The following is a 22,777-nucleotide window of genomic DNA, read 5'->3' on the forward strand; positions in this document are numbered from 1 at the left end:
ACCTGGTGGACGGGGCCCTTGGGTTGTGGCTGGGGCCGGGGTCGAACCGGCGACCTATCGCTTTTCAGGCGATCGCTCGTACCAACTGAGCTACCCGGCCGCGAGGTTTCATGTGAAACCTCAGCGGTCCTGACGGGATTTGCTGTATCCGATTGCGGCTGCGCCGCGGGCGCGGTCTCCACCTTGGCGGGCGGTGGGCTGCGGCGGGTGCTTGGTCGGTGTCGGTGGGTGAGCTTGGTGTCGGGGGTGGGTGAACGATCAAGGGCCCCGTCCTGGTGGACGGGGCCCTTGGGTTGTGGCTGGGGCCGGGGTCGAACCGGCGACCTATCGCTTTTCAGGCGATCGCTCGTACCAACTGAGCTACCCAGCCACGAGGCTTCAAGCGAAACCTCAGCGGTCCTGACGGGATTTGAACCCGCGGCCTCCACCTTGACAGGGTGGCGAGCACTCCAAACTGCTCCACAGGACCAAGCTGTTGTGTGCGAACAAGCGAATCTAGTGTCGCACACCGTGCTGCGTGCCCCCAACGGGATTCGAACCCGTGCTACCGCCTTGAAAGGGCGGCGTCCTAGGCCGCTAGACGATGAGGGCTATCGGCCCGCCTGGGCGCTTCTCAGCGCGTCGGGGACGTGAGAAGCATATGGGATGGCGGGAGGTATCGCCAAAACGGTTTACGGGGCGGTCGTGGAGGGGGTGCCGGACCGGGCGGGGGACTGGATGGCGCCCGGCTGGTTCTCCTCCGGGAGGTGGCGGCTGACCTCCGCCGTTGTCAGGCCCAGACCGCCCAGCTTGATCGCGTCCCAGGCCTGGAGGCGGTGGGTGTCCCGGTCCATGTAGAGGATCGAGGCCTCGATCGGGGCCGGGTACTTGTGCTCGACGGCGCGCAGGCCGCTGCCGCCGGTGGAGCCCTCCATACGCAGGCGGGTGCCGTACGTCATGACCTCCGTGCCCTCGTGGTGCAGATGGCCGCACAGGACCAACGGGACGTCGCCGTCCGTCTCGCGTGCCGCCGTCGGCTCGTGGGCGATGGCGATGTCGACGGGCGTGCCCGCGGTGCGCTGGTCCCGCAGGGCCGCCGCCAGCCGGTCGCCCGCCAGTACCTCCGCCGCGTCGCCGCCCGGGACGACCGCGCGGTCGGGAGTGAACTGCGGGTCGCCGATGCCGGCGAAGCGCAGGCCCGCGACCGTCTCGGCTTTCCCGTTGTCCAGGACGCGCACGTTCTTCATGCGCTCCAGGTATTTCTGGGTGACCTGTGAGTCATGGTTGCCCCGGACCCAGACGTATGGGACGCCCAGGTCCCCGATCGGGTCCAGGAAGCCGTTCTCCGCCGCGGTGCCGTGGTCCATGGTGTCGCCCGAGTCGACGATCACGTCGACCTTGTACTGCTCCACCAGCGACGCGATGATCTTCCAGCTCGCCGGGTTCAGATGGATGTCCGAGACGTGCAGGACGCGGATCGTCGTCGGGTCCGGCTGGTAGGCGGGGAGCGTGGACGTGACGTCGTACAGCTTCGTCACGTTCGTCACCAGGCGCGCCAACTCCTTCTGGTAGACGTCGAATTCGCTGACGATGCTGCGGGCGTTGCCGACGAGTGAGGGCGCCGAGGAGAGAAGCCCGGAGAACTTCGGCTCCAGGACGGACTTCGGGTTCCAGGTGGCGAAGGCCGTCGCTCCGGAGGCAGCCAGGAGGGTGAGCGCGAGGCCGCCGGCGGCGAGGGCGCGGCGCGGGCGGCGGTAGACCGCGAGGCCGAGGGCGGTGGCGCCGGAGACGACCGCGAGGCAGGACCGTACGGCCAGGTCGAGGGTGCCGTGTTCGACGTCCCGCGCGACCTCGTCCTGGAGGCCGGAGAGCCGCTCGGGGTGGTCGACCAGGGCCTGGGCGCGCACCGGGTCGAGCTGGTCGACGTCGACGTCCAGGCGCAGCGGGGCCTGGTGGCTGCGCAGCTCCAGCGCGCCGAGCGGCGACACGTTGATCTTCGTGCCGCCGGTGAGCGAGGGGCGCAGGGTCATGGTGGTGTTCATGGGGCCGACCGGGACGCGGACGTTTCCCACGATCAGCAGCCCCAGCCACGCGCCGAGGAGGACGACGCAGACCAGCCCGAGGGCGCGGGTCGCGGGGTGCGGCTGGGCGGCGAGTTCGAGCGCCGGGTGCGCGCGGCGGACGCGGCTGCGGCGGGTCAGGGCGCGTGGCGCCGTGCGGGCGCGGGCGCGTATGCGGTGAGCGGCGGCGGTTACGGCAGCGGGGACGCGGGCCATTGGTCGCGTATGCCCAAGTGTGGGGGTGGATATGCGGGAGGATTCACGACTCTCGTACGACCGTTTCGTACCGGACAATGGCCGTGTGCTGGAGATGACGCGCGAGGAGTTCGAGGAACTGGTCGCCGAGGCGCTGGACCGGATTCCACCGGAGCTGACGCGGCTGATGGACAACGTGGCGGTGTTCGTCGAGGACGAACCGCCCGCCGAAGATCCCGAGCTGCTCGGGCTGTACGAGGGGACTCCGCTGACGGACCGCGGGGAGTGGTACGCGGGGGTGCTGCCCGACCGGATCACGATCTACCGGGGGCCGACCTTGCGGATGTGCGAGACGAGGGAGGACGTCATCGCGGAGACCGAGGTGACCGTGGTGCACGAGGTCGCCCACCACTTCGGGATCGACGACGCCCGCCTGCACGCGCTCGGGTATGAGTGACGTTCGGTCGCGTACGCCAGGGCGCGTGTCCTCTTGTGGACGACGGGAGTTGGGCAGGGGGACTCCCCGATCCGCCCTCGGAGGTGGCTGCCTGTGCGCGCCTTGTACGTACCCGTCCGTCTGGCCGCGACGGTCATCGCCGTCGCCGCGGCCGCCGGTTGTATGAGCGTCGGTGACGACGGGGGACGGCCGGGGCCCTCGCACTCGGCGGGGCAGCACGGCGGGGAGGCGCCCGACGGGGTGGCCGCGGTGAACGGGGGCGGTGTCGGCTTCCGCGGCGGGAAGGACGCGAAGGGTGGCGCCGCTTCGGCGAAGCCCGGTGAGTCCGCGTCCGGGGAGGCGTCCGCGTCGGCGTCCGTCTCCGGGGGCGCGAAGCCGTCCGCCAAGGCGACGCAGAAGGGCGGGAAGGGCCGGCCGGAGTCGCCCCCGCCGCCGAACGGTGAGCCGAGTCCGACGCGGACGTCCGCCGAGCCGACGCCTGAGCCGCCGCCCGCGTCGTCGCCGCCGGCGTCGGATCCGGCCACGGCGGAGCCGTCGTCGTCGGCGCACGAGCAGCCGGCCACGCAGCTGGTGGAGCGGGAGCCGGCCCCTGAGGCGGGAGAGCCGGTGTAGGGCGCCTTCCGATGGGTGGATACTCACACACCGGAGGGGCTGAAAAGGTCCCGGACCTGCGTCTTTACGGCTCGGTTTGCCTTCGGGGGTGGGGAGTGCGTATGGTGGTAGATCGTTTGATCCCATTTGCCCGGCGCCAACGCAGAGAGCGCCGCGTGGCGCGTACTCTCCCTTGCCGTGGCCGGACCGCATAGAGGCGGTCGATTGCGACTTCACGGAGTTTGGGCGCGTGCCGTAGAACTCCGGAAGGTTCGCATTTCGCATGTCTGTTTCCAGTACTGATCACGTCGTCGTGCCCGAGAACAACGAGAACGACGACAACGAGGGCGTCCTGGCCGCCGAGGCCGTGGAGTCCACCCCCGAGATCACCTTCGCCTCGCTCGGCCTGCCGGACGGCGTCGTCCGCAAGCTCGCGCAGAACGGCGTGACCACCCCCTTCCCGATCCAGGCCGCGACCATCCCGGACGCCCTGGCCGGCAAGGACATCCTCGGCCGTGGCCGCACCGGCTCCGGCAAGACCCTCTCCTTCGGCCTGCCGCTGCTCGCCCAGCTGGCCGGCGGTCACACCGACAAGAAGAAGCCCCGCGGCATCATCCTCACGCCGACCCGTGAGCTCGCGATGCAGGTCGCGGACGCGCTCCAGCCGTACGGCGACGTGCTCGGCCTGAAGATGAAGGTCGTCTGCGGCGGTACGTCGATGGGCAACCAGATCTACGCCCTCGAGCGCGGCGTCGACGTCCTCGTCGCCACCCCGGGCCGTCTGCGCGACATCATCAACCGCGGCGCCTGCTCGCTCGAGAACGTCCAGGTCGCCGTCCTCGACGAGGCCGACCAGATGTCCGACCTGGGCTTCCTGCCCGAGGTCACCGAGCTGCTCGACCAGATCCCGGGCGGCGGCCAGCGCATGCTGTTCTCGGCCACGATGGAGAACGAGATCTCCACGCTGGTCAAGCGCTACCTGACCAACCCGGTCACGCACGAGGTCGACAGCGCCCAGGGCAACGTCACGACGATGTCGCACCACATCCTCATCGTGAAGCCCAAGGACAAGGCGCCGGTCACTGCCGCGATCGCCTCCCGCAAGGGCCGCACGATCATCTTCGTCCGCACCCAGCTGGGCGCCGACCGCATCGCCGAGCAGCTGCGCGACTCCGGTGTGAAGGCCGACGCGCTGCACGGCGGTATGACGCAGGGCGCGCGGACGCGGACCCTGGCGGACTTCAAGGAGGGCTACGTCAACGCGCTCGTCGCGACCGACGTCGCCGCCCGCGGTATCCACGTCGACGGCATCGACCTGGTCCTGAACGTGGACCCGGCCGGTGACCACAAGGACTACCTGCACCGCTCCGGCCGTACGGCCCGCGCGGGCCGCAGCGGCACCGTCGTATCCCTCTCCCTGCCGCACCAGCGTCGGCAGATCTTCCGGCTGATGGAGGACGCGGGCGTCGACGCCTCGCGTCACATCATCAACTCCGGTACGGCCTTCGAGCCCGAGGTCGCCGACATCACCGGCGCCCGGTCGATGACCGAGGTCCAGGCCGAGTCCGCGGGCAACGCCGCACAGCAGGCCGAGCGTGAGGTCTCGCAGCTCACCAAGGAGCTGGAGCGCGCGCAGCGTCGTGCGGCCGAGCTGCGCGAGGAGGCCGACCGTCTGGTGGCCCGCGCCGCGCGTGAGCGGGGCGAGGACCCGCAGGCGGCCGTCGCCGCCGCCGCGGAGGCCGTCACCGAGCAGGTCGTGGCCGAGGCTGCCGCCGAGGTGGCCGCCGTGGCCGAGCAGCCCGCCGAGCAGCCGCGTCAGCGCCGCGACGAGCGGGGCAACTACGAGCGCCGTGACGACCGTGGTGGCCGTTCCTTCGAGCGTCGTGACGACAACCGGGGCGGCTTCAACCGCGACCGTCGTGACAACGACCGTGGTGGGTTCCGTCGGGACAACGACCGTCGTGACGACCGCGGCGGGCGTTCCTTCGAGCGCCGTGACGACCGCGGTGGCTTCAACCGTGACCGTCGTGACGACCGTGGTGGCCGTTCTTTCGAGCGTCGTGACGACAACCGGGGCGGCTTCAACCGCGACGACCGCGGCGACCGTGGCGGCGTCAACCGGGACGACCGGGGCGACCGTGGCGGCTTCAACCGTGACCGTCGTGACGACCGTGGTGGCCGTTCTTTCGAGCGTCGTGACGACCGTCCCGGCTTCAGCCGTGACCGTCGTGACGACCGCGGCGGCCGTACCTTCGAGCGCCGTGACGACCGTGGCGGCCACCGTGGCAGCGACCGTCCCTTCAACCGCGACCGCCAGGACAACCGCCCCTCCAGCGGTTTCCGCGCCGGCAGCCACGACCGCCCGACCGGCCGTCGTGACGACCACCGCACCACCGGCACGGGCACCGGAACCGGTTCCTTCGGCCGCCGCGAGGAGAAGCCGCGCTGGAAGCGCAACGGCTGACGCCGGCTGAAGCAGTGAAGTGACGTGGCCCCCACCCGGGTTCGGGTGGGGGCCACGACGTTTTCGCACGGTCGCGAGCGGCCGGCAGCGCTACAAGGGTCCTTTTTGGCCAATCGGTCGGCGCATGTCATGCCCACGGTCAGGGAATCGCTGGGGGCATGACAACACCTTCACCTTTCAGCGCGCGTGACCCGGCCAAGGGCGAGGCGTTCGTGTCGGACGAGGAACGGCTTGCCGAGCTCGGCTACACGCAGGTTCTCGCGCGCCGCATGTCGGCGTTCTCGAACTACGCCGTGTCGTTCACGATCATCTCGGTGCTCTCCGGCTGTATGACCCTGTACCTGTTCGGCATGAACACCGGCGGCCCCGCCGTGATCACCTGGGGCTGGGTCGCTGTCGGACTGATGACGCTGTTCGTCGGGCTGTCGATGGCCGAGATCTGCTCGGCGTACCCGACGTCCGCCGGTCTGTACTTCTGGGCGCACCGGCTGGCCCCGGAGCGGACGGCCGCGGCCTGGGCGTGGTTCACCGGCTGGTTCAACGTGCTCGGCCAGATCGCGGTGACCGCCGGCGTCGACTTCGGCGCGGCGTCGTTCCTTGGCGCGTACCTGAACCTGCAGTTCGACTTCCAGGTCACCCCGGGCCGAACGATCCTCCTCTTCGCCGGGATCCTGCTCCTGCACGGTCTGCTGAACACCTTCGGCGTCCGCATCGTCGCACTCCTCAACAGCGTCAGCGTGTGGTGGCACGTGCTGGGGGTCCTGGTCATCGTGGGCGCGCTCGCCTTCGTGCCCGACCGCCACCAGTCGGCGTCCTTCGTGTTCGGGCACTTCGTGAACAACACGGGCTGGGGCAGCGGGATTTACGTCGTGGCCGTCGGTCTGCTGGTCGCTCAGTACACCTTCACCGGGTACGACGCCTCCGCGCACATGACGGAGGAGACCCACGACGCGGCGACGGCGGGCCCGAAGGGCATCGTCCGTTCGATCTGGACGTCGTGGATAGCGGGTTTCGTCCTGCTCCTGGGCTTCACCTTCGCGATCCAGTCGTACGACAAGGAACTGGGCTCGGCGACCGGCGCGCCGCCGGCGCAGATCCTGCTCGACGCGCTGGGCGCGACCTCCGGGAAGCTGTTGCTGCTGGTCATCATCGGGGCGCAGCTCTTCTGCGGGATGGCGGCCGTCACCGCCAACAGCCGTATGATCTACGCCTTTTCGCGCGACGGCGCGCTGCCGTTCTCGCACGTGTGGCACACGGTGAGCCCGCGGACGCGGACACCGGTCGCGGCGGTGTGGCTCGCCGTGGTGGGCGCGCTGGCGCTGGGACTGCCGTACCTGATCAATGTGACGGCGTATGCGGCCGTGACGTCGATCTGTGTCATCGGGCTCTACATCGCGTACGTGGTCCCGGTCCTGCTGCGGCTGCGCAAGGGCGACGCCTTCGAGCGCGGGCCCTGGCACCTGGGCCGCTGGTCCCGGCCGATCGGCATCGTCTCGGTCACCTGGGTCGTCGTGATCACGATCCTGTTCATGCTGCCCCAGGTCTCGCCGGTCACCTGGGAGACCTTCAACTACGCCCCGATCGCCGTCCTCGTCGTCCTCGGCTTCGCCGCGACCTGGTGGCTGGCCTCGGCCCGCCACTGGTTCCTCAACCCCGGCCACGTCCGCACGATCGCCCGCGAGGAGGCCCGCAAGGGCACGCCCGAACCGGTCGATCCGTAACCTTGCGTGCTTTTGGCGCGGCCGGGTCCCCGATACCCGATCGGAGTCCCGGCCTCGTCCGGCTATGCTCGGGGATGCATCGGCACGGGATCGACCCCGGTCGACGTCGGCCGGTGCGTGGACCCTTAGCTCAATTGGCAGAGCAGTGGACTTTTAATCCATTGGTTGTGGGTTCGAGTCCCACAGGGTCTACCGGTGAGGCCCAGATCAGAGGCGCTCTGATCTGGGCCTTCGGCGTGTCAGCCCGCGGTGAGTTCGGTGAGCGGGAGGGTGTGCTGGGTCTGGAGGACCTTGGCGCGCAGGTAGCGGACGTTGTGGGCGGTGGTGAAGACGCCTGTCGGGACGCGGTCGGTGACCGTGATGCCGAGGTCGCGGAGCTGGTCGGCCTTGTCGGGGTTGTTGGAGAGCAGGTCCAGGGAGCCGATGCCGAGGGCGTGCAGCATCTGGGCGGCGGCCGTGTAGTCGCGGTCGTCCTCCGGCAGGCCGAGGGCGGCGTTGGCGGCGTAGGTGTCGAGGCCCTGGTCCTGGAGGGCATACGCGTCGAGCTTGTTGTAGAGGCCGATGCCGCGCCCCTCCTGACGGAGGTACAGAAGCACGCCGCCCCGGTCCGCGATCCGCTCCACCGCCTCGCGCAGCTGCGGGCCGCAGTCGCAGCGGGCCGAGCCGAAGACGTCGCCGGTCAGGCACTCCGAGTGCAGTCGCACCAGCGGGTTCGCGCCGGGCTCGCCGAGCACGACGGCCAGGTGTTCCTGCTCGTCGGCGAGGCCGTGGAAGGTGACCAGTTCCGCGTCGACGGAGTAGCCGTCGCCGAAGCGCAGGGGCACGCGGACGCGGGTGCGCACCGTGGCGGTGGGGTAGTCGCGCATGTTGTCTCTCCGTCCAGCGGGTTCGTACGAGATGGTGCTTCAGATTTGAAGCACTCCCGCGGGGAGAGACAGTACATGTGCTTTAAACTTCAAGCAACGCATTCGCGACAAGTGGTGCTCCAGGCGATGCGCGTGCTCAGGAGGAACGTCGCCGCCACGGCAGATCTTCCCCGGTGGCCCCCGGCTTTCCGCCCTGGATCGCCCGCGTGATGCTCGCGGAGATCTCCTCCAGCTGCGCGACCTGCTCCGGCGTCAGATGCTCGAAGACCGCCGCCCTTACCGTCTCCACGTGTCCCGACGCCGTCCGCTCCAGGACGGCCATGCCCTCGTCCGTGAGCACCGCGACATGGCCGCGCTTGTCGGTCGGACAGCCCTCGCGGCGTACCGCGCCGTCTTTCTCCAGCCGGGTCACCGCGTACGTCAGCCGGCTGCGCGTGATCTTCAGGATCTCGGCGAGTTCGGTCATCCGCAGCCGTCGGTCGGGCGCCTCGGACAGCATGGCCAGGACGGAGTAGTAAAGGTGGGGCATGCCGGCCTCCGCCTGGAGCTGGCGGTCGATCGTGTCCTCCAGGAGGGAGGCGGCGGAAATGTACGAGCGCCAGGCGCGCTGTTCGGCGGGGGAGAGCCAGCGGGTCGTCATGCGGCCAGTCTAGGTATTGTTTAAAAGTTGAACCACTGGACGGTGCCGGTCGCACAAACTGAGTGGTACCGGTTGAACCGCCAAGCCGTACCAAGCCACTGCGATCCGGAGGCTGCGCCCCCATGCCCCACCCCTATGTCCTGTTGTCCGCCGCCGTCTCCCTCGACGGCTTCCTGGACGACACCGGCCCCGAGCGGCTGCTGCTCTCGGACGCGGCCGACTTCGACCGGGTCGACGAGGTACGGGCGTCCAGCGACGCGATCCTGGTCGGCGCGGGCACGATCCGCTCGGACAACCCGCGGCTCCTGGTCAACTCCGCCGAACGACGCGCGGCACGGGTCGCCTCCGGGCGCCCGGAGTACCCCCTGAAAGTCACCGTCAGCGGATCGGGCGACCTCGATCCGAAGGCCCAGTTCTGGCACACCGGCGGCGAGAAGATCGTCTATACGACGGATGAGGGGGCGGGGCGGGCGGCGGAGCTCCTGGGGGGACTCGGCGTCGAAGTGGTGTCGACCGGGGCCGAACTCGACTGGCGTGTGCTGCTCGAACACCTCTATGGCGTACGGGGTGTGCGGCGCCTCATGGTCGAAGGGGGCGGGCGGGTCCACACCCAGCTGATGCGGGAGGGGCTGGCGGACGAGCTGCAGCTCGCCGTCGCGCCGCTGTTCGTGGGCGAGCCGGGCGCGCCGCGGTTGTTCGGGCCCGGGACGTATCCCTCCGGGCGGCTGCGGCTGGTGGAAACACGGGCCGTCGGGGACATCGTGCTCATCCGGTACGTGCCCACGGCGCCCGGGGCCGGGAGGCTCGCGTCCGCGACGGACCGGCGGTGGCTGGCGCTCGCGTGCGAGCTGGCGGGTCTGTGTCCGCCGTCGCGGACCGCGTTCAGTGTGGGGGCGGTGGTGGTGGCGGCCGACGGGACGGAGCTGGCGCGCGGGTACTCCCGCGAGGGGGACGATCCCGTCGTGCACGCCGAGGAGGCGGCGCTCGCCAAGATCGATCCCGCCGATCCGCGGCTGGGCTCCGCCACCGTGTACAGCAGCCTGGAACCTTGCGCTCGCCGTGCCTCCCGGCCGGCGCCGTGTGCCCGTCTGATCCTCGACGCGGGGGTGCGGCGAGTGGTCACCGCCTGGCGCGAGCCCGACACGTTCGTCGCAGGGGCCGACGGGAACGGGCTGCTCGTCGCCGAAGGCGCCGACGTCGTCGTACTCCCGGAGTACGAGGATCTGGCCGTGACCCCCAACCGCCACCTCTTGGCGTAGGCCCCGGGCCTGGGCCCTGCGCGGGCCCCCGGCCTGGGCCCCGCGCGGGTGAAGGGTTCTCGCCCGCTCCGCCCTTACGTCCCGCACCTGGGGCTCCGTCCCAGACCCCGCTCCTCAAACGCCGGAGGGGCTGGGTTTCCGCGTGTGCTTTTGGGTCCCGCGGATGGCGTACACTGGTTTCAACGACGCGGGGTGGAGCAGCTCGGTAGCTCGCTGGGCTCATAACCCAGAGGTCGCAGGTTCAAATCCTGTCCCCGCTACTGAAGGCCAAGGGCCGGAACTCGGATCACGAGTTCCGGCCCTTGGTGTTTTCCCTGGCCGCGTTTCCCTCGCCGCGTTTCCCCCACCGCGTTCTTCTCGCCGCAGACCACGTACTCCGCTCGGCCCACACCGCTCGCCTCCCTCCCTCGATCCGGGAAACCTGGACGAGTGGGGCAGCGAGGAGGCGGGCCAATGCCCCAGGATGCGTACGAGCGGGCCGGCGGACGCCTGCCCGGCGACCCCGTGCCCGACCCCGGCCTCGGCGACGCCACGCCGCACAGCGCCCCGCGGCACGGCGGTCCGAAGGACACCGGCCGGCGCAGGATCTCGTACGCCCGTGCCTTTGTGCGGGCACTCCCGGCGCTGCTCATCGTCACCGGGATCCTCTACGACTACCTCACCCCGTCGGACTTCACCGCCGCTCCCCTCCTCACGGCCGCCCCACTCGTCGCCGCGCCCCTCTACTCACTGCGCGGCACCGTCCTCACCGGCACCCTGACCATCGCCGCGCTCGTCACCGTCCACCTCAAGCTCGGTATCGCCCTGAACGTCGACTCGGTCACCGAAGTGGTCACCGTGGCGACAGCCGTCGGCCTGGCCGTCCTCATCAACATCCTCGTCCGCCGCAGCGACGAACGGCTCGCCTCGGTCCGGGAGATCGCCGAGTCCGCGCAGCGCGCCGTGCTGCCGGAGCCCGCGGAGCGGATCGGCGGCCTGGAGGTCGCCGCGCGGTACGAGGCGGCGCAGACGGACGCCTACATCGGCGGCGACCTCTACGCGGTGCAGGACTCCCCGCACGGTGTACGGCTGGTGGTGGGCGATGTACGCGGGAAGGGCATGGGTGCGGTGGCCGCCGTGGCGGTGGTGATCGGGGCGTTCCGGGAGGCGGCCGAGCAGGAGGCGACGCTGGAGGCGGTCGCGGGGCGGCTGGAACGGGCGCTGGCGCGCGAGGGCACCCGGCGCGACGGCCTCGACGCCTTCGAGGGGTTCACCACGGCCGTACTCGCGGAGATCCCGCACGGCGAGGACGCCGTACGGATCGTCAACCGCGGCCATCCCCCGCCCTTGCTCCTGCATACCGACGGCACCCTCGTCGCACTCGCCGCCGAGGACCCCGCGCTGCCGCTGGGGATGGGTGAGCTGGGCGCCTGGCCCGACCGGGCGGTGCGGGCCGGCTTCCCCCGCGGGGCGACGCTGCTTGTGCACACGGACGGGCTGTCCGAGGCCCGCGACGGGCGCGGGGACTTCTACGATCCTGTGGCGTGCCTCGCCGGCCGGCTCTTCGCCGGGCCCGGCGCGTTGCTGACCGCACTTGCCGACGAGGTCCGCCGGCACGCGGGCGGCGCTCTGGCGGACGACATGGCGCTGCTCGCCGTACGACGCCCCCAGTTGGTGGACGGCGTCCTTGATCGTTGTCACGAGGGGTGATCGTGTGACGCCTCTCCGATAACAACTGACACACCGTCAACTGAACGCGTGTTTATGGAGTGTGGTCAACTCGCCCGGTTTACCCCGGTCATGACCCCAAAGTCCTGGCCAAAAGCATGAACGATCAGTCCGAACAGCTTGGAATCCGGGGTCCGGGTCTATTAACGTTCGATAACGCAGCGCGGTCGTCCCAGCCGTCACAAGAGACGGCTCCGTGCGCACGCGCCGAATCCCGCGAGGGAACCGGGGAACCACCAACTTGGGGTGAATCGAGCGTATTCCGCCGTGGAAGCACGGCAGGTATACGCGCGTAGGAGACCTTCCTGCTCCGAACCCGTCAGCTAACCCGGTAGGCGAGAAGGAAGGAAAGGAGCGCGCCCACGTGGCGTCCAACCGGCCTGCCCAGAACACCTCGTTCGCGCCGAGTGATACACAGCCCTTCGGCTACGGCAACGACGAGGGCCCCTGGGAGGAGTGGAACCCCACCGAGGATTCCGTCCGTCCCGTGCGCGGCCGGCACCGCGTCAGCAAGCAGCGCGGCGGAGGACTCGCCCGCAGCTCCACGGTTCTCGGCGTCGGCGTCATAGCCGCCGTCGGCGCGGGCGGTATGGCCACCGCGGCGCCCGGCAAACCGCCGGTGTCGATCTCGCTGCCCGACCTGTCGTCGGTCACCGAATCGGCCAAGGCCCTGATCTCGGACGGCGGCTCCAGCGCCCCCAAGGGCTCCGCCACCCCGCTCACCAGCGCCGGCCTGACCAGCACCGACGCCGCCCAGGGCAGCACGGACGCGGGCGAGGCCCTGCGCGCCCGCATCATGCAGCAGGCCGAGTCGCAGCAGGACCAGGTCGACAACGCGGCCCAGGAGGCCGCCGAGGCCGCCGCCGCCAAGCAGGCCGTCGCGCTCGCCGCCAAGCAGCAGGACGACGCCGAGGCCAAGGCCGCGGCTACCAAGAAGAAGGCGGAGCAGGAGGCCAAGGCGAAGGCCGAGGCCGCGCGTCTCGCCGAGCTCGCCAAGAGCTACTCGCTGCCCACCTCCTCGTACACGCTGACCGGGCGCTTCGGCGACGCCGGCTCCATGTGGTCCTCCGGCTATCACACCGGCCTCGACTTCGCCGCGCCCACCGGCACGCTGATCAAGGCGATCCACAGCGGCACCGTCACGGAGGCGGGCTGGGCCGGCGCGTACGGCTATCGCACGATCCTCACCCTCGACGACGGTACGGAGCTGTGGTTCTGCCACCAGTCGTCGATCAGCGTCAGCGTGGGGCAGAAGGTCGCCACGGGTGACGTCATCGGACGCGTGGGCGCGACGGGCAATGTCACCGGGCCGCACCTGCACCTGGAGGTGCACCCCGACGGCGGCGGCGCGATCGACCCGATGGCGTGGCTGCGGGGCAAGGGCCTCAATCCCTGATCGCCCGGAGGGGAGCGGAATACGGCCATCCGGTGCGGGCGTTGAAACTGAGCATGACTTCTCTTCGTAAGCTCGGTTCCTCCGACCTCGAGGTCTTCCCGCTCTCCCTCGGCGGCAACGTCTTCGGCTGGACCTCGGACGAGGCCCAGTCCTTCGCCGTGCTCGACGCGTACGCGGCGGCCGGCGGCAACTTCCTCGACACGGCCGACTCCTACTCGGCATGGGTCGAGGGCAACAAGGGCGGCGAGTCCGAGACCATCATCGGCAAGTGGCTGAAGGCGCGCGGCAACCGCTCGGACATCGTGGTCGCCACCAAGGTCAGCCAGCACCCCGAGTACCCGGGGCTGTCCGGCGCCAACATCAAGGCCGCCGCCGACGCGTCCCTGCGCCGCCTCGACACCGACTACATCGACCTCTACTTCACGCACTTCGACAAGCCGGAAGTGCCGGTCGATGAGATCATCGGCGCGCTCGACGACCTGGTGAAGGCCGGCAAGGTGCGCCACATCGCCGCCTCCAACATCACGCCCGAGCGGCTCCAGGAGTCCCTGGAGTTCTCCGACCGCGAGGGCCTCGCGCGCTATGTCGCCCTCCAGCCGCACTACAACCTGGTCTCGCGCGACACCTACGAGGGCGCCCTGCGGGACGTCGCCTCCCGCGCCGGTCTCGCGGCCGTCCCGTACTTCTCCCTCGCGTCCGGCTTCCTCACCGGGAAGTACCGGCCGGGTACGACGGTCGACAGCGCGCGTGCGGAGGGCGCCGCCAAGCACCTGGACTCCGAGCGCGGGCTGCGGGTCCTCGCCGCCCTCGACGAGGTCGCCCAGGCCCACGACGTTCCCGTCGCCACCGTCGCCCTGGCGTGGCTGGCGGCCCAGCCGACCGTGGCGGCGCCGATCGCTTCCGCCCGCACGGTCGAGCAGCTGCCCGCGCTGATCGGGGTGGCGGAACTGGTCCTGACGGGCGGCGAGCTGGCCAGGCTGACGGAGGCGTCGGCCTGACGGGATCTTCTGGCGTGGGCCTGAGGGCGTCTTCTGGTGGGGGCGTGACGGCGTCTTCTGCCGAGGGCCTCGCGGCATCTTCTGGCGTGGGCGTGACGGCATCTCCCGTCGCGGGCCTGACGGCACTTCTGGTGTGGGCCTGACGGCGTCTTCTGCCGTGGGTGTGACGGCGCCTCCTGCCGCGCCGGGGGGACGTCCTTTTCGCCGCGGCGGGGATCTGCCGTGACGGCGCGATCCGGTCCGGCGGTGCCCAACTCTCCGCAGGTCTATGACCGATAGGGGTTGTACGCGGGAGACGGCGCCGCCGGCCTGTACTGCTGACCGTACGACGGGGCGTATCCGTACCCGTATCCGTGCGCCGGCCACGGTGGCGGGACCGGAACCACCGGAACCGGCGCCGTGACGCGCGCCGCGTAGGCGAGCGCCGGCCGGGCGACATCCCGGCGCCGCCACAGCGCGTCGAGCAACTCCCGCTCCCGTACGACGAAGTCGGCGCCCGCGCGGCCACGCCGCCCCCGGTGCCGAAGGAACGCGAGCGAGGTCGCGTACGCCTCGTACTCCGCGACCGAGCGCGCCGCGGCCTTCCCGAAGTGGTGGTGGGCGTACTCGCGGGCGAGCCGTCGCGCCCGCATCGAGCCGAGCACGTACGGCTCGGCCGGGGTCAGCCACCCGGCGACGGCGTACGCGGGCAGTTCCGAGCGCACCGTGCGCAGCTCGCGCTGCCGGGTCCAGACGACCAGCCAGGTCAGCAGCCCGAACGCTGGCACCATGAACGCGGCGTACACCGCGAAGAAGCCGTACTCCCCGAAGTTGGAGGAGCCGTTCCATACGGAGTGCATGCCCATGGCGAGCAGCAGCCCGGCGAGGGGAAGCAGGACACGGCGCAGCTGCTGGCGTTCGGCGGACAGCGCCGCGATGCCGAAGCCGATGCCGGTGAGCACCGTGAACAGCGGGTGCGCGAAGGGCGACATCACCACGCGGACGAAGAAGGTCGCGGCGGTGACGGACGCGAGTCCGCGTTCGCCGCTGAGCTGGTCGGTGCCGAAGGCGGTGCCGAGATAGAGGATGTTCTCGGTGAACGCGAAGCCGGTGGCGGTGACCCCGGCTATGACGACGCCGTCGACGATCCCGGTGAAGTCCCGTCTGCGGAAGAGGAAGACCAGCAGCACGGCCGCGGCCTTCGCGGATTCCTCGACTATGGGCGCTATGACGGTCGCGCCGAGGGTGTCGGCGCTGGAGGGATCCGCGGTCGCGGTCGCTATCCACTTGGTGGCGAAGCTGTTGGCGACGATCGCTATGAGCGCGGCGGCGCAGGCGCCCCAGGCGAAGGAGAAGATCAGGTTGCGCCAGGGGCCGGGCTCGACGCGGTCCAGCCAGCGGAACGCGGCAACCAGCAGGGGCACGGGGAACACCGCGAGCCCGAGACCGACCAGAAAGCCCTCGGTGCCGGTCTGTTCGCGGACGAGGGCCAGGATCACCAGCCCCGATATCGCGAGCAGCGTGCTCAGCGCGCCGTACCGGACCGATCTGCGCTGCCACCAGTGCGCATGCCGCAGCGCACGGCCCGCGGGACCGCTGGGGTGCGTCGGGTACGGGGGACAGGTGGCCACGGCATTGACCCTAACGAGGGGGGGCGGGGCCCGCGACGGTGCCCGGTGCGGCCCGCAGGGGTTTCAGTCGCCGGGAGCGTGCTGGTCTCGGTGCTGTACGCGCCGGAAGAGGAGGTCGTTCACCACATGACCCTTGTCCAGTCCCTGGCCCTCGAAACGGGTCAGCGGCCGGAAGCCGGGACGTGGCGCGTAACCGCCGTCGGGCTGGGTGTTCTCGAAGTCCGGGTGGGCGCTGAGTACTTCGAGCATCTGTTCGGCGTACGGCTCCCAGTCGGTCGCGCAGTGCACAAGGCCGCCCGGCTTGAGGCGGGTAGCGACGAGGTTCAGGAACTCCGGCTGGATCAGCCGCCGCTTGTGGTGCCGCTTCTTGGGCCAGGGGTCGGGGAAGTACACGCGCAGTCCGCTCAGGGACTCCGGCGGGAGCATCTCCCTGAGCAGGATGATCGCGTCGCCGTTGCCGACCCGGATGTTGGACAGGCCGTTGCGGTCCGCGAGATTCAGCAGGTTGCCCTGGCCGGGCGTGTGCACGTCCACGGCGAGGATGCCGGTGCCCGGGTCCTCGGCCGCCATCTGCGCGGTGGCCTCGCCCATTCCGAACCCGATCTCGAGCACGACGGGCAGGTCGGCCCCGAACAGCTCCGCCAGGTCGATCACCCGCTGCCCGTCGATGTCCAGCCCCCACTTGGGCCACAGCCGCTGCAACGCGTCCGCCTGCCCGGCCGTCACCCGACTCCGCCGCGGCTGAAAACTCCGAATCCGCCGCTCGAAATGCGACCCGGCGGGATCGGCCTTCGGCCCGTCGGGGAACCGGGGCTCACCCTTGGCACGGGTGTGACGCAGCGGGCCGCCACCGGCGCGGGTGGGCTGGGGGACATCGGGGGAGTCAATGGGCTCAGACACAGTGCTGACGATTTTACGGGCACGACTCAGCCCGTCCGGCATTTGAGGACGAGCGCGAAGCGCGACACGGGGGTCTGGGGCGAGCACTCAGGTTCTGGGGCGGCGAGCCCTCAGGTAGGGGACGGGTAGGGGCACAGGGGGCGAAAACCCCCTGTGCCGGCACCCGCGCCGGGCACCGGTCAGACCCCCGCCAGCGCGGCCAGCGCCCGCCGGGCAACCTCCCTGCCAATGGGCAGCGAAGCCGTCGCGGCGGGCGACGGCGCGTTCAGCACATGTACCGTCCGCGGCCCCTCCCGGATCAGAAAGTCGTCCACCAGCGTCCCGTCCCGCAGGACGGCCTGAGCCCGCACCCCCGCGGGGGCCCGCACCAGGTCGTCCGGCGTCACCGCGGGCAGCAGCCGCCGCACAGCCGCGGTGAACGCCGCCTTGGACACCGACCGCCGCAGCTCCCCACCCCCGTACCGCCAGTGCCGCCCCGCTATCCGCCATGTCCCCGGCCACGCCAGCGTCCCGCCCAGCTCCCTTGGCCGCACGACCCCCCACCCGTACCCCTCCCGGGCGAGCGCGGGAACCGCGTTCGGCCCGACGTGGACGTCTCCGTCGATGCCCCGCGTGAGATGCACCCCGAGGAACGGGAAGGCGGGGTCCGGCACCGGATAGACCAGCCCGTGCACCAGCTCGGGCCGCGCCAGTGAGTAGTACTCGCCCCGGAAGGGCACGATCCGCATCCCGGGATCGTCCCCCGCGAGCCGGGCGATCTCGTCGCAGTGCAGCCCCGCACAGTTGACGAGCACACGCGCGCGGACGACCGCGCCATCGGACGTGCGGACTGCGGCGCCGAGGCCGGCGCGCCGGTCGACGCCGACGACCGCCGCCCCGTACCGGATCTCGGCCCCGGAGGATTCCGCGAGCTGCCGGGCCACCGCGACGAAGTCGCAGATCCCGGTGGTGCCGACGTGGATGGCGGCGAGGCCGCGCACCTCGGGCTCGAACTCCGCCATCTGGGCGGCTCCCAGCTCCCGCACCGGAATGCCGTTCTCCCGGCCTCGCTGCACCAGCCCGTGCAGCCTGGGCAGCTCCGCCTTGTCCGTGGCGACGATCAGCTTGCCGGTGACGGCGTGGGCGATGCCGTACTCCGCGCAGAACTTGATCATCTCGGCGGAGCCCCGCACCGCATACCGCGCCTTCAGGGAGCCCGGGCGGTAGTAGATCCCGCTGTGGATCACCCCGCTGTTGCGTCCCGTCTGGTGCCGGGCGGGCCCCTGTTCCTTCTCCAGCACCGTCACTCGCGTGCCCGGCGCCGCACGCGTGATCGCATACGCCGTCGACAGGCCGACGATGCCGCCGCCGATCACCAGCACATCGCAGTCGTACGCGCTCCGCACCCTGCACCACCTCCCGACTTCGATAGTGCACTGCGCCACTGACAATGCCCTCAAACCCGGAAGCCCCGGCTCCGCGCCCCTGGGGTCGCGGGTCTGGGGACCGTGCGCCTACGCCGGAGCCATAAGCAGCGGCCGTGCGCGCTCGCGCAGCTCCGCCACGCGCGGTTCGTCGCCGTACGGCTCCAGCCGGTGCAGGAGGTCCTTCACGTACTCGGTGGTGCGCGCGGAGGAGATGCGCCCCGCGACCTCCACCGCCCGTACGCCCTGCTCGCATGCCGCGTCCAGGTTGCCGGACTCCAGCTCGGCGACCGCCGACACCACCAGACGCAGACCGTGGGAGCGTACGAACTCCTCCGTCGGCTTCGACAGGGCCTGCTCGGTGAAGCGGCGCACCTGGCGCGGTGCCTTCAGGTCGCGGTAGCACTCGGCCGCGTCGGCGGCGAAACGGTCGTAGGAGTAGAAGCCGAGCCAGGTCGGGTCGTTGTCGCCGTCGCGGGCCCGCTCCAGCCAGCCCTCGGCCGCTTTCAGGGCGCCGCCTGCCGCGTGGGCGTCACCCGCGCGTGCGTGTGCGCGTGCCTCGACGAGGCGGAAGAAGCTCATGGTGCGGGCCGTGGCGAGGCCCCGGTTGCGCTCCAGGGCGGCCTGGGCGAGATCGACGCCCTCGTCGCCGAAGCCGCGGTAGGTGGCCTGGAGGGACATGGAGGCCAGTACGTAGCCCCCCAGGGGGACGTCGGCGGCCGCCCGGGCCAGACGCAGTGCCTGGATGTAGTACCGCTGGGCGGCCTCCTGCTGGCCCGTGTCGAAGGCCATCCACCCGGCGAGACGGGTGAGTTCGGCCGATGCTCCGAACAGGGCCCTTCCGACCTCGTCGGAGTACGAGCCGAGCAGCAGCGGTGCCGCCTCCACCCTCAAGCACTCCGGAACCATGGACGAACGCCAGTCGCCGCCTCCGTACTTGGAGTCCCAGCGCCTGGCGTCCTCGGCTGCCTCGCGGAGCTTGTGCACATCGCTGTGGCCGACTTTCAGCGGTGCTCCGGAGCCCTCACCGGAGCTCACCTCGCGCGCCACCGAGCTATCGGCCGGGGCTATCAGCCACCGCGAAGCGGGAGTTGCGTATGCGCTCACTGCGAAGGAGCCGGCCAGAGACTGCCAGATGCCGCCACCGCCCGCCCGGCGCCCGGCGAGGTCGAGTCGGTACAGCTCGGTGGCCGACCGCACCGCCTGCCCGACGTCACGGGGGAAGGCGAGGCCCACTTCCGGCGCGGGGTCCGCGTCCGCCAGACCGATCTCGTGGAGAGGTACGGGGCGGCCGAGCTTGTGGCCGATGGCGGCCGCGATGAGGTGCGGGGCGGCACCTTGGGGCACCATTCCCTTCGACACCCAGCGCGCCACCGACGTTTTGTCGTAGCGAAGAGTCAACCCGCGCTGAGCGCCAAGATCGTTGACGCGTCGCGCGAGTCCTGCGTTGCTGATTCCCGCGAGGGCGAGAACGGCGCCGAGTTTTTCGTTCGGCCCGCGTTGCTCCCTGGACATGCGCCACCCCTCGACACAGACGGCTGCCGCGCTGGCATAACCACGCGGCATTCGTAAACCCAGCGTAGTTCGCCCGATCCCAAGCGTTAAGAGGCTTAGTTCCGGATGGCGGGATTGTGGTCCGCACGACTGTACGGACGGTTGCGGCGTGCTCCCGCTGTGTGGCCGTGCGCCCGTCCGTGCGCTCTTCTCCGGCCATCGGGGGAGCGCTTCCATGGATCGTGCGTGGGTCGGCCCGCTGTACTGGATCCAGCGGGCTGGGGGAACACCGCCGCCTCCATCCCCGCGGGCGGCGGACCGGTCCGGGAGGCGAACTCCGCCTCCCGGACTGTGCGTTGCCGAAGCGGTGCGCAGGGCCTGTACGGAGCGTGTCCGTGCCTGGCCGTCCCTGGCCGATTTGGCCGAAAACCGACGGTGGCTCTTGGGGGCAATCACGGCTCCCACCACGTCAGTTGAGGGCGCGCAGGGGGTCTTGGGGGAGCGTACCGGGGGCGCATTCGCGTCGACTCGGTGCCACCAGGGGGGCCGCTCCCGTCCGGTCGCGCACCAGTGGACGACGGGCTCGACTCGCGTCGCTCGTCGGTTCCTTGGGGTCGCGAGTCGGCCTCTTCGGCGGTCGCGGACGGCCCCTTGGACGGTCGCGCATCGGCTTCTAGGCGGCGCGGGCGCTCGCATGGGGGCGCGTTTCAGGGGGCGCAAGCCGCCGCAGGGGCCCTCCCGCGCGCTTCCTTCATGGCAGCATGGTGCCCAGTTCGTACGGTGCACTGGTTGTCCACAGCCTGTGGAGGCGGCGATGCGGTGGTTGGTGGGGTGGAGCAGTACCGCCGCCAGAGCGCCTGAGATCGGCTCGGCGGGCGCCACCGGAAGCGACGGCGAGACCGTGCACCCGGTGGGCTCCCAACTCCTGTGGGGCGACCCCGATCCCCTGTGGGCCGTCGGCGACTGGCGTCCCGACGAGGTGCGCGTGATCAAGGCCGACGCGCAGAACCGGATCGCCGTTCTCGGCACCTGCGGAGCCTCCGACGAAGAACTGCGGGTCGGACTGTTCGCCGCGCGCGGAGGAGCACTTCGGCATCTGACCAACTGGTCCGGCAGCTACACGGCGGTCGTCCAGGTCAGCCGTAGGGTGACCGTCTGCGGCGATATCGCGGGCGCGCGGCCGGTGTTCTACACCCCCTGGGCGGGCGGTACGGCCTACGCGACCGCCGCGCTGCCTCTGGCCGACCTCATCGAGGCCAACCTGGACTTCGGGTACCTCGCTGCTCTGCTCGCCGCCCCCGACGTGCCGGCAGCGGTGCACGACTCGACCCCGTACGACGGCGTGCGGCGCATTCCGCCGGGGCACGCACTCATCCTGCGCGCCGGGGCGCGCGAGATCGCCGGGTACGAGCCGGTCGCCTCCCTGGCGGTCGCCGCGCCCTCGGCCGACCCCACGAGCGCCGTGGACGCCGTACGCGACGCCCTCGTGGAAGCCGTACGCGCGCGTCTCGCCGCGCCGCGCCATGTGCCGGGTACCGATGTGGACCCTGGGCCCGTGCCTGGGATGGGGCCCGCCGAGCGGCGCGCCGCGCGCGGGATGCCGGTGCCCGGGATCGGCGCCGACCTCTCCGGAGGGCCCGCCTCCGGGACTCTCGCGCTTCTCGCGGCCGGGCTTCCCGGGGCGCCCGGGACGGTGCTGGGGCACGGTACGGGCGCCGGTGAGCGTCTTCTCGCGGTCACCTTCAACGACCTCGCCGTCAGGGGGCGGGAGTCGGAGCTGGAGCGGGCCGGGACGCTGGCCGCGAATCCCCGGCTGCACCATGTGGTCGTCGCCGGGGGCGAAGAGGTGCTTCCTTACGCCGACCTGGAGGGGCCGCTGACGGACGAGCCGGGGCCGTCCCTGGTGACGGCGGCGCGGCACCGCGCGCGGCTCTCCTCCGGGAGCGCGGACCACTTCACGGGCTACGGCGCCCGGCAGGTGCTGGACGCCCACCCGGCACGGCTCGCCGACCTGTTGATGGACCGCAAGAGACGTCACCTGGTCCGGCCCGTCGCCGCCCTGGCGAAGGCGGACGGGTCGGTGATGGTCCCCGCGCGCGTGTACGGCGCCGCTCGGAAGCTGGCCCGTACGCCGTATCGCACCGGTGTCGACGTTCTCGCCGAGCGGCTGCTGCAACGGCGGTTCGAGGAGCCGGGCGGGGCCGTCGGGGCGTCGCTCGCCGGGCTGACCTGGGCCAGGCCCGGGCCCGCGGCGCGTTGGCTGACTGGTGAGGCGCTTGCTGAAGTATCGGTTCGCCTGCAGAGCGCGGCGGGGCGGCCCGGGGTCGGGCCGGGACAGCGGCCGGGTGACTTCCGCGCGCGTGCGGCGCTTGCCCGGCATGCGGCGGATCTGCGCGTCCTGGAGCAGGCCGCCGAGATCCGCTTCCAGCGGCTGCACGCGCCGTTCCTCGACAACCAGGTGGTACGCGCGTGCCGTGGCCTTCCGGAGGCGCTCCGCGTGCAGCCCGGGGCGCGGGCTTCCATTCTGCGTACGGTTCTGGAGGGGGCCGGGGTGGCCGACCTGCCCCCCGGGTGGGGTGCGCCTTCCCACGCGTCCTCGGCGGCGGCGGCGCGTACGGGGTTGCGGGTGGCCGTGGATTCCTTGGTCGCGCTGTTCGACACGCCGTTGCTGGCGCAGGCGGGCCTGGTCGAGGGCCGCGTCGTCCGCAAGGCGCTGCGCGCGGCCGCGGAGGGTGCGCCGCTGCCCCTCGACGGGCTGGCCGACCTGGTGTCCCTGGAGCTGTGGCTGCGGAGGTTGCTGTCCCGGCGGGGGACCTGCTGGACGGGGACGCCCGCTCGGCAGCGTGCGGTGCCTGCGGGGATTGTGCCGCAGGGGCGGGCGTTGGGGGCGGCTGTTCCACGGGGGTAGGGGGCTGCCGGTTCGCCTCCCGTCCGGTGGGGGTCGGGGCCGCGCCGGTACATCCGCCCGCATCCGGACGGATCGGCTGTGGGCTGGAGGGTGCTGTCTTCTTTGGATCCGTCCGGATGCGGGCATTCG

General features: G+C 71.2%; 16 protein-coding genes, 6 tRNA genes and 1 riboswitch. Of the genes, 11 read left to right on the plus strand and 11 right to left on the minus strand.

All coding sequences use genetic code 11. From position 1 onward, the window contains the following. Window positions 1-26: 26 nt before the first annotated feature. From AB0D27_RS38105 to AB0D27_RS38125, 5 genes are all read right to left on the minus strand, one after another. A tRNA-Phe gene (locus tag AB0D27_RS38105) sits at window positions 27-100 on the minus strand. 196 nt (window positions 101-296) lie between these two features. Beyond that, a tRNA-Phe gene (locus tag AB0D27_RS38110) sits at window positions 297-370 on the minus strand. 24 nt (window positions 371-394) lie between these two features. Beyond that, window positions 395-469, minus strand: a tRNA-Asp gene (locus AB0D27_RS38115). Between the two features lie 49 nt (window positions 470-518). Beyond that, window positions 519-591: transfer RNA gene (locus tag AB0D27_RS38120), tRNA-Glu, on the minus strand. Window positions 592-671: 80 nt separating this feature from the next. Next, window positions 672-2,255, minus strand: coding sequence for a metallophosphoesterase (locus tag AB0D27_RS38125; protein ID WP_362518136.1), 1,584 nt, complete (start codon window positions 2,253-2,255; stop codon window positions 672-674). 85 nt (window positions 2,256-2,340) lie between these two features. On the opposite strand from AB0D27_RS38125, the gene AB0D27_RS38130 reads away from it, so the two are divergent. The 5 genes from AB0D27_RS38130 to AB0D27_RS38150 all read left to right on the plus strand — a co-directional run bounded on the left by AB0D27_RS38130 (window position 2,341) and on the right by AB0D27_RS38150 (window position 7,659). Next, the gene (locus tag AB0D27_RS38130; RefSeq protein WP_362518139.1) at window positions 2,341-2,691 is read left to right on the plus strand and encodes a metallopeptidase family protein; all 351 of its coding nucleotides are present in this window, start codon (window positions 2,341-2,343) and stop codon (window positions 2,689-2,691) included. Between the two features lie 93 nt (window positions 2,692-2,784). Continuing rightward, on the plus strand, window positions 2,785-3,303 hold the full coding sequence (locus AB0D27_RS38135) for a hypothetical protein (protein WP_362518142.1): 519 nt from the start codon (window positions 2,785-2,787) through the stop codon (window positions 3,301-3,303). A 262-nt stretch (window positions 3,304-3,565) separates the two neighbouring features. Next, complete coding sequence (locus tag AB0D27_RS38140) at window positions 3,566-5,746, plus strand: DEAD/DEAH box helicase (RefSeq protein ID WP_362518145.1); 2,181 nt, start codon at window positions 3,566-3,568, stop codon at window positions 5,744-5,746. Window positions 5,747-5,904: 158 nt separating this feature from the next. Further along, a complete protein-coding gene (locus AB0D27_RS38145; RefSeq protein ID WP_362518148.1) occupies window positions 5,905-7,467 on the plus strand; it encodes an amino acid permease in 1,563 nt (520 codons plus the stop codon). Between the two features lie 119 nt (window positions 7,468-7,586). Beyond that, a tRNA-Lys gene (locus tag AB0D27_RS38150) sits at window positions 7,587-7,659 on the plus strand. Between the two features lie 47 nt (window positions 7,660-7,706). On the opposite strand, the gene ribA is transcribed toward AB0D27_RS38150, so the two are convergent. Both ribA and AB0D27_RS38160 read right to left on the minus strand, forming a co-directional pair. After that, window positions 7,707-8,333, minus strand: coding sequence for a GTP cyclohydrolase II (gene ribA, locus AB0D27_RS38155; RefSeq protein ID WP_362518151.1), 627 nt, complete (start codon window positions 8,331-8,333; stop codon window positions 7,707-7,709). Window positions 8,334-8,469: 136 nt separating this feature from the next. Further along, a complete protein-coding gene (locus AB0D27_RS38160; protein WP_362518154.1) occupies window positions 8,470-8,973 on the minus strand; it encodes a MarR family transcriptional regulator in 504 nt (167 codons plus the stop codon). A gap of 122 nt (window positions 8,974-9,095) precedes the next feature. Here AB0D27_RS38160 and AB0D27_RS38165 point away from each other — a divergent pair, with 122 nt between their 5' ends. From AB0D27_RS38165 to AB0D27_RS38185, 5 genes are all read left to right on the plus strand, one after another. Beyond that, on the plus strand, window positions 9,096-10,232 hold the full coding sequence (locus AB0D27_RS38165) for a dihydrofolate reductase family protein (protein WP_362518156.1): 1,137 nt from the start codon (window positions 9,096-9,098) through the stop codon (window positions 10,230-10,232). A gap of 186 nt (window positions 10,233-10,418) precedes the next feature. Further along, window positions 10,419-10,492: transfer RNA gene (locus AB0D27_RS38170), tRNA-Met, on the plus strand. A gap of 193 nt (window positions 10,493-10,685) precedes the next feature. Continuing rightward, complete coding sequence (locus AB0D27_RS38175) at window positions 10,686-11,921, plus strand: PP2C family protein-serine/threonine phosphatase (RefSeq protein ID WP_362518158.1); 1,236 nt, start codon at window positions 10,686-10,688, stop codon at window positions 11,919-11,921. A gap of 213 nt (window positions 11,922-12,134) precedes the next feature. After that, window positions 12,135-12,292, plus strand: a riboswitch (cyclic di-AMP (ydaO/yuaA leader). An 11-nt stretch (window positions 12,293-12,303) separates the two neighbouring features. After that, window positions 12,304-13,335 (plus strand): M23 family metallopeptidase, encoded by a 1,032-nt coding sequence (locus AB0D27_RS38180; RefSeq protein WP_362518161.1) that lies wholly within the window; start codon window positions 12,304-12,306, stop codon window positions 13,333-13,335. A gap of 53 nt (window positions 13,336-13,388) precedes the next feature. After that, a complete protein-coding gene (locus tag AB0D27_RS38185) occupies window positions 13,389-14,333 on the plus strand; it encodes an aldo/keto reductase (protein WP_362518163.1) in 945 nt (314 codons plus the stop codon). A 266-nt stretch (window positions 14,334-14,599) separates the two neighbouring features. Here AB0D27_RS38185 and AB0D27_RS38190 read toward each other — a convergent pair whose 3' ends face one another. From AB0D27_RS38190 to AB0D27_RS38205, 4 genes are all read right to left on the minus strand, one after another. Beyond that, window positions 14,600-15,943 (minus strand): PrsW family intramembrane metalloprotease, encoded by a 1,344-nt coding sequence (locus tag AB0D27_RS38190; RefSeq protein WP_362518166.1) that lies wholly within the window; start codon window positions 15,941-15,943, stop codon window positions 14,600-14,602. Window positions 15,944-16,006: 63 nt separating this feature from the next. Then, a complete protein-coding gene (gene trmB / locus AB0D27_RS38195; RefSeq protein WP_362518169.1) occupies window positions 16,007-16,843 on the minus strand; it encodes a tRNA (guanosine(46)-N7)-methyltransferase TrmB in 837 nt (278 codons plus the stop codon). A 179-nt stretch (window positions 16,844-17,022) separates the two neighbouring features. Beyond that, window positions 17,023-18,228 (minus strand): L-2-hydroxyglutarate oxidase, encoded by a 1,206-nt coding sequence (gene lhgO / locus AB0D27_RS38200; RefSeq protein ID WP_362518172.1) that lies wholly within the window; start codon window positions 18,226-18,228, stop codon window positions 17,023-17,025. Between the two features lie 108 nt (window positions 18,229-18,336). Then, window positions 18,337-19,761, minus strand: a complete 1,425-nt coding sequence (locus AB0D27_RS38205; protein ID WP_362518175.1) for an MFS transporter — start codon at window positions 19,759-19,761, stop codon at window positions 18,337-18,339. A 793-nt stretch (window positions 19,762-20,554) separates the two neighbouring features. Between AB0D27_RS38205 and AB0D27_RS38210 the strand changes: the two genes are divergently transcribed. Further along, a complete protein-coding gene (locus AB0D27_RS38210; RefSeq protein WP_362518178.1) occupies window positions 20,555-22,648 on the plus strand; it encodes an asparagine synthase-related protein in 2,094 nt (697 codons plus the stop codon). The last annotated feature ends 129 nt before the right edge of the window (window positions 22,649-22,777 follow it).

It is taken from the genome of Streptomyces sp. NPDC048415 (assembly GCF_040651675.1).
Classification (GTDB): Bacteria; Actinomycetota; Actinomycetes; order Streptomycetales; family Streptomycetaceae; genus Streptomyces.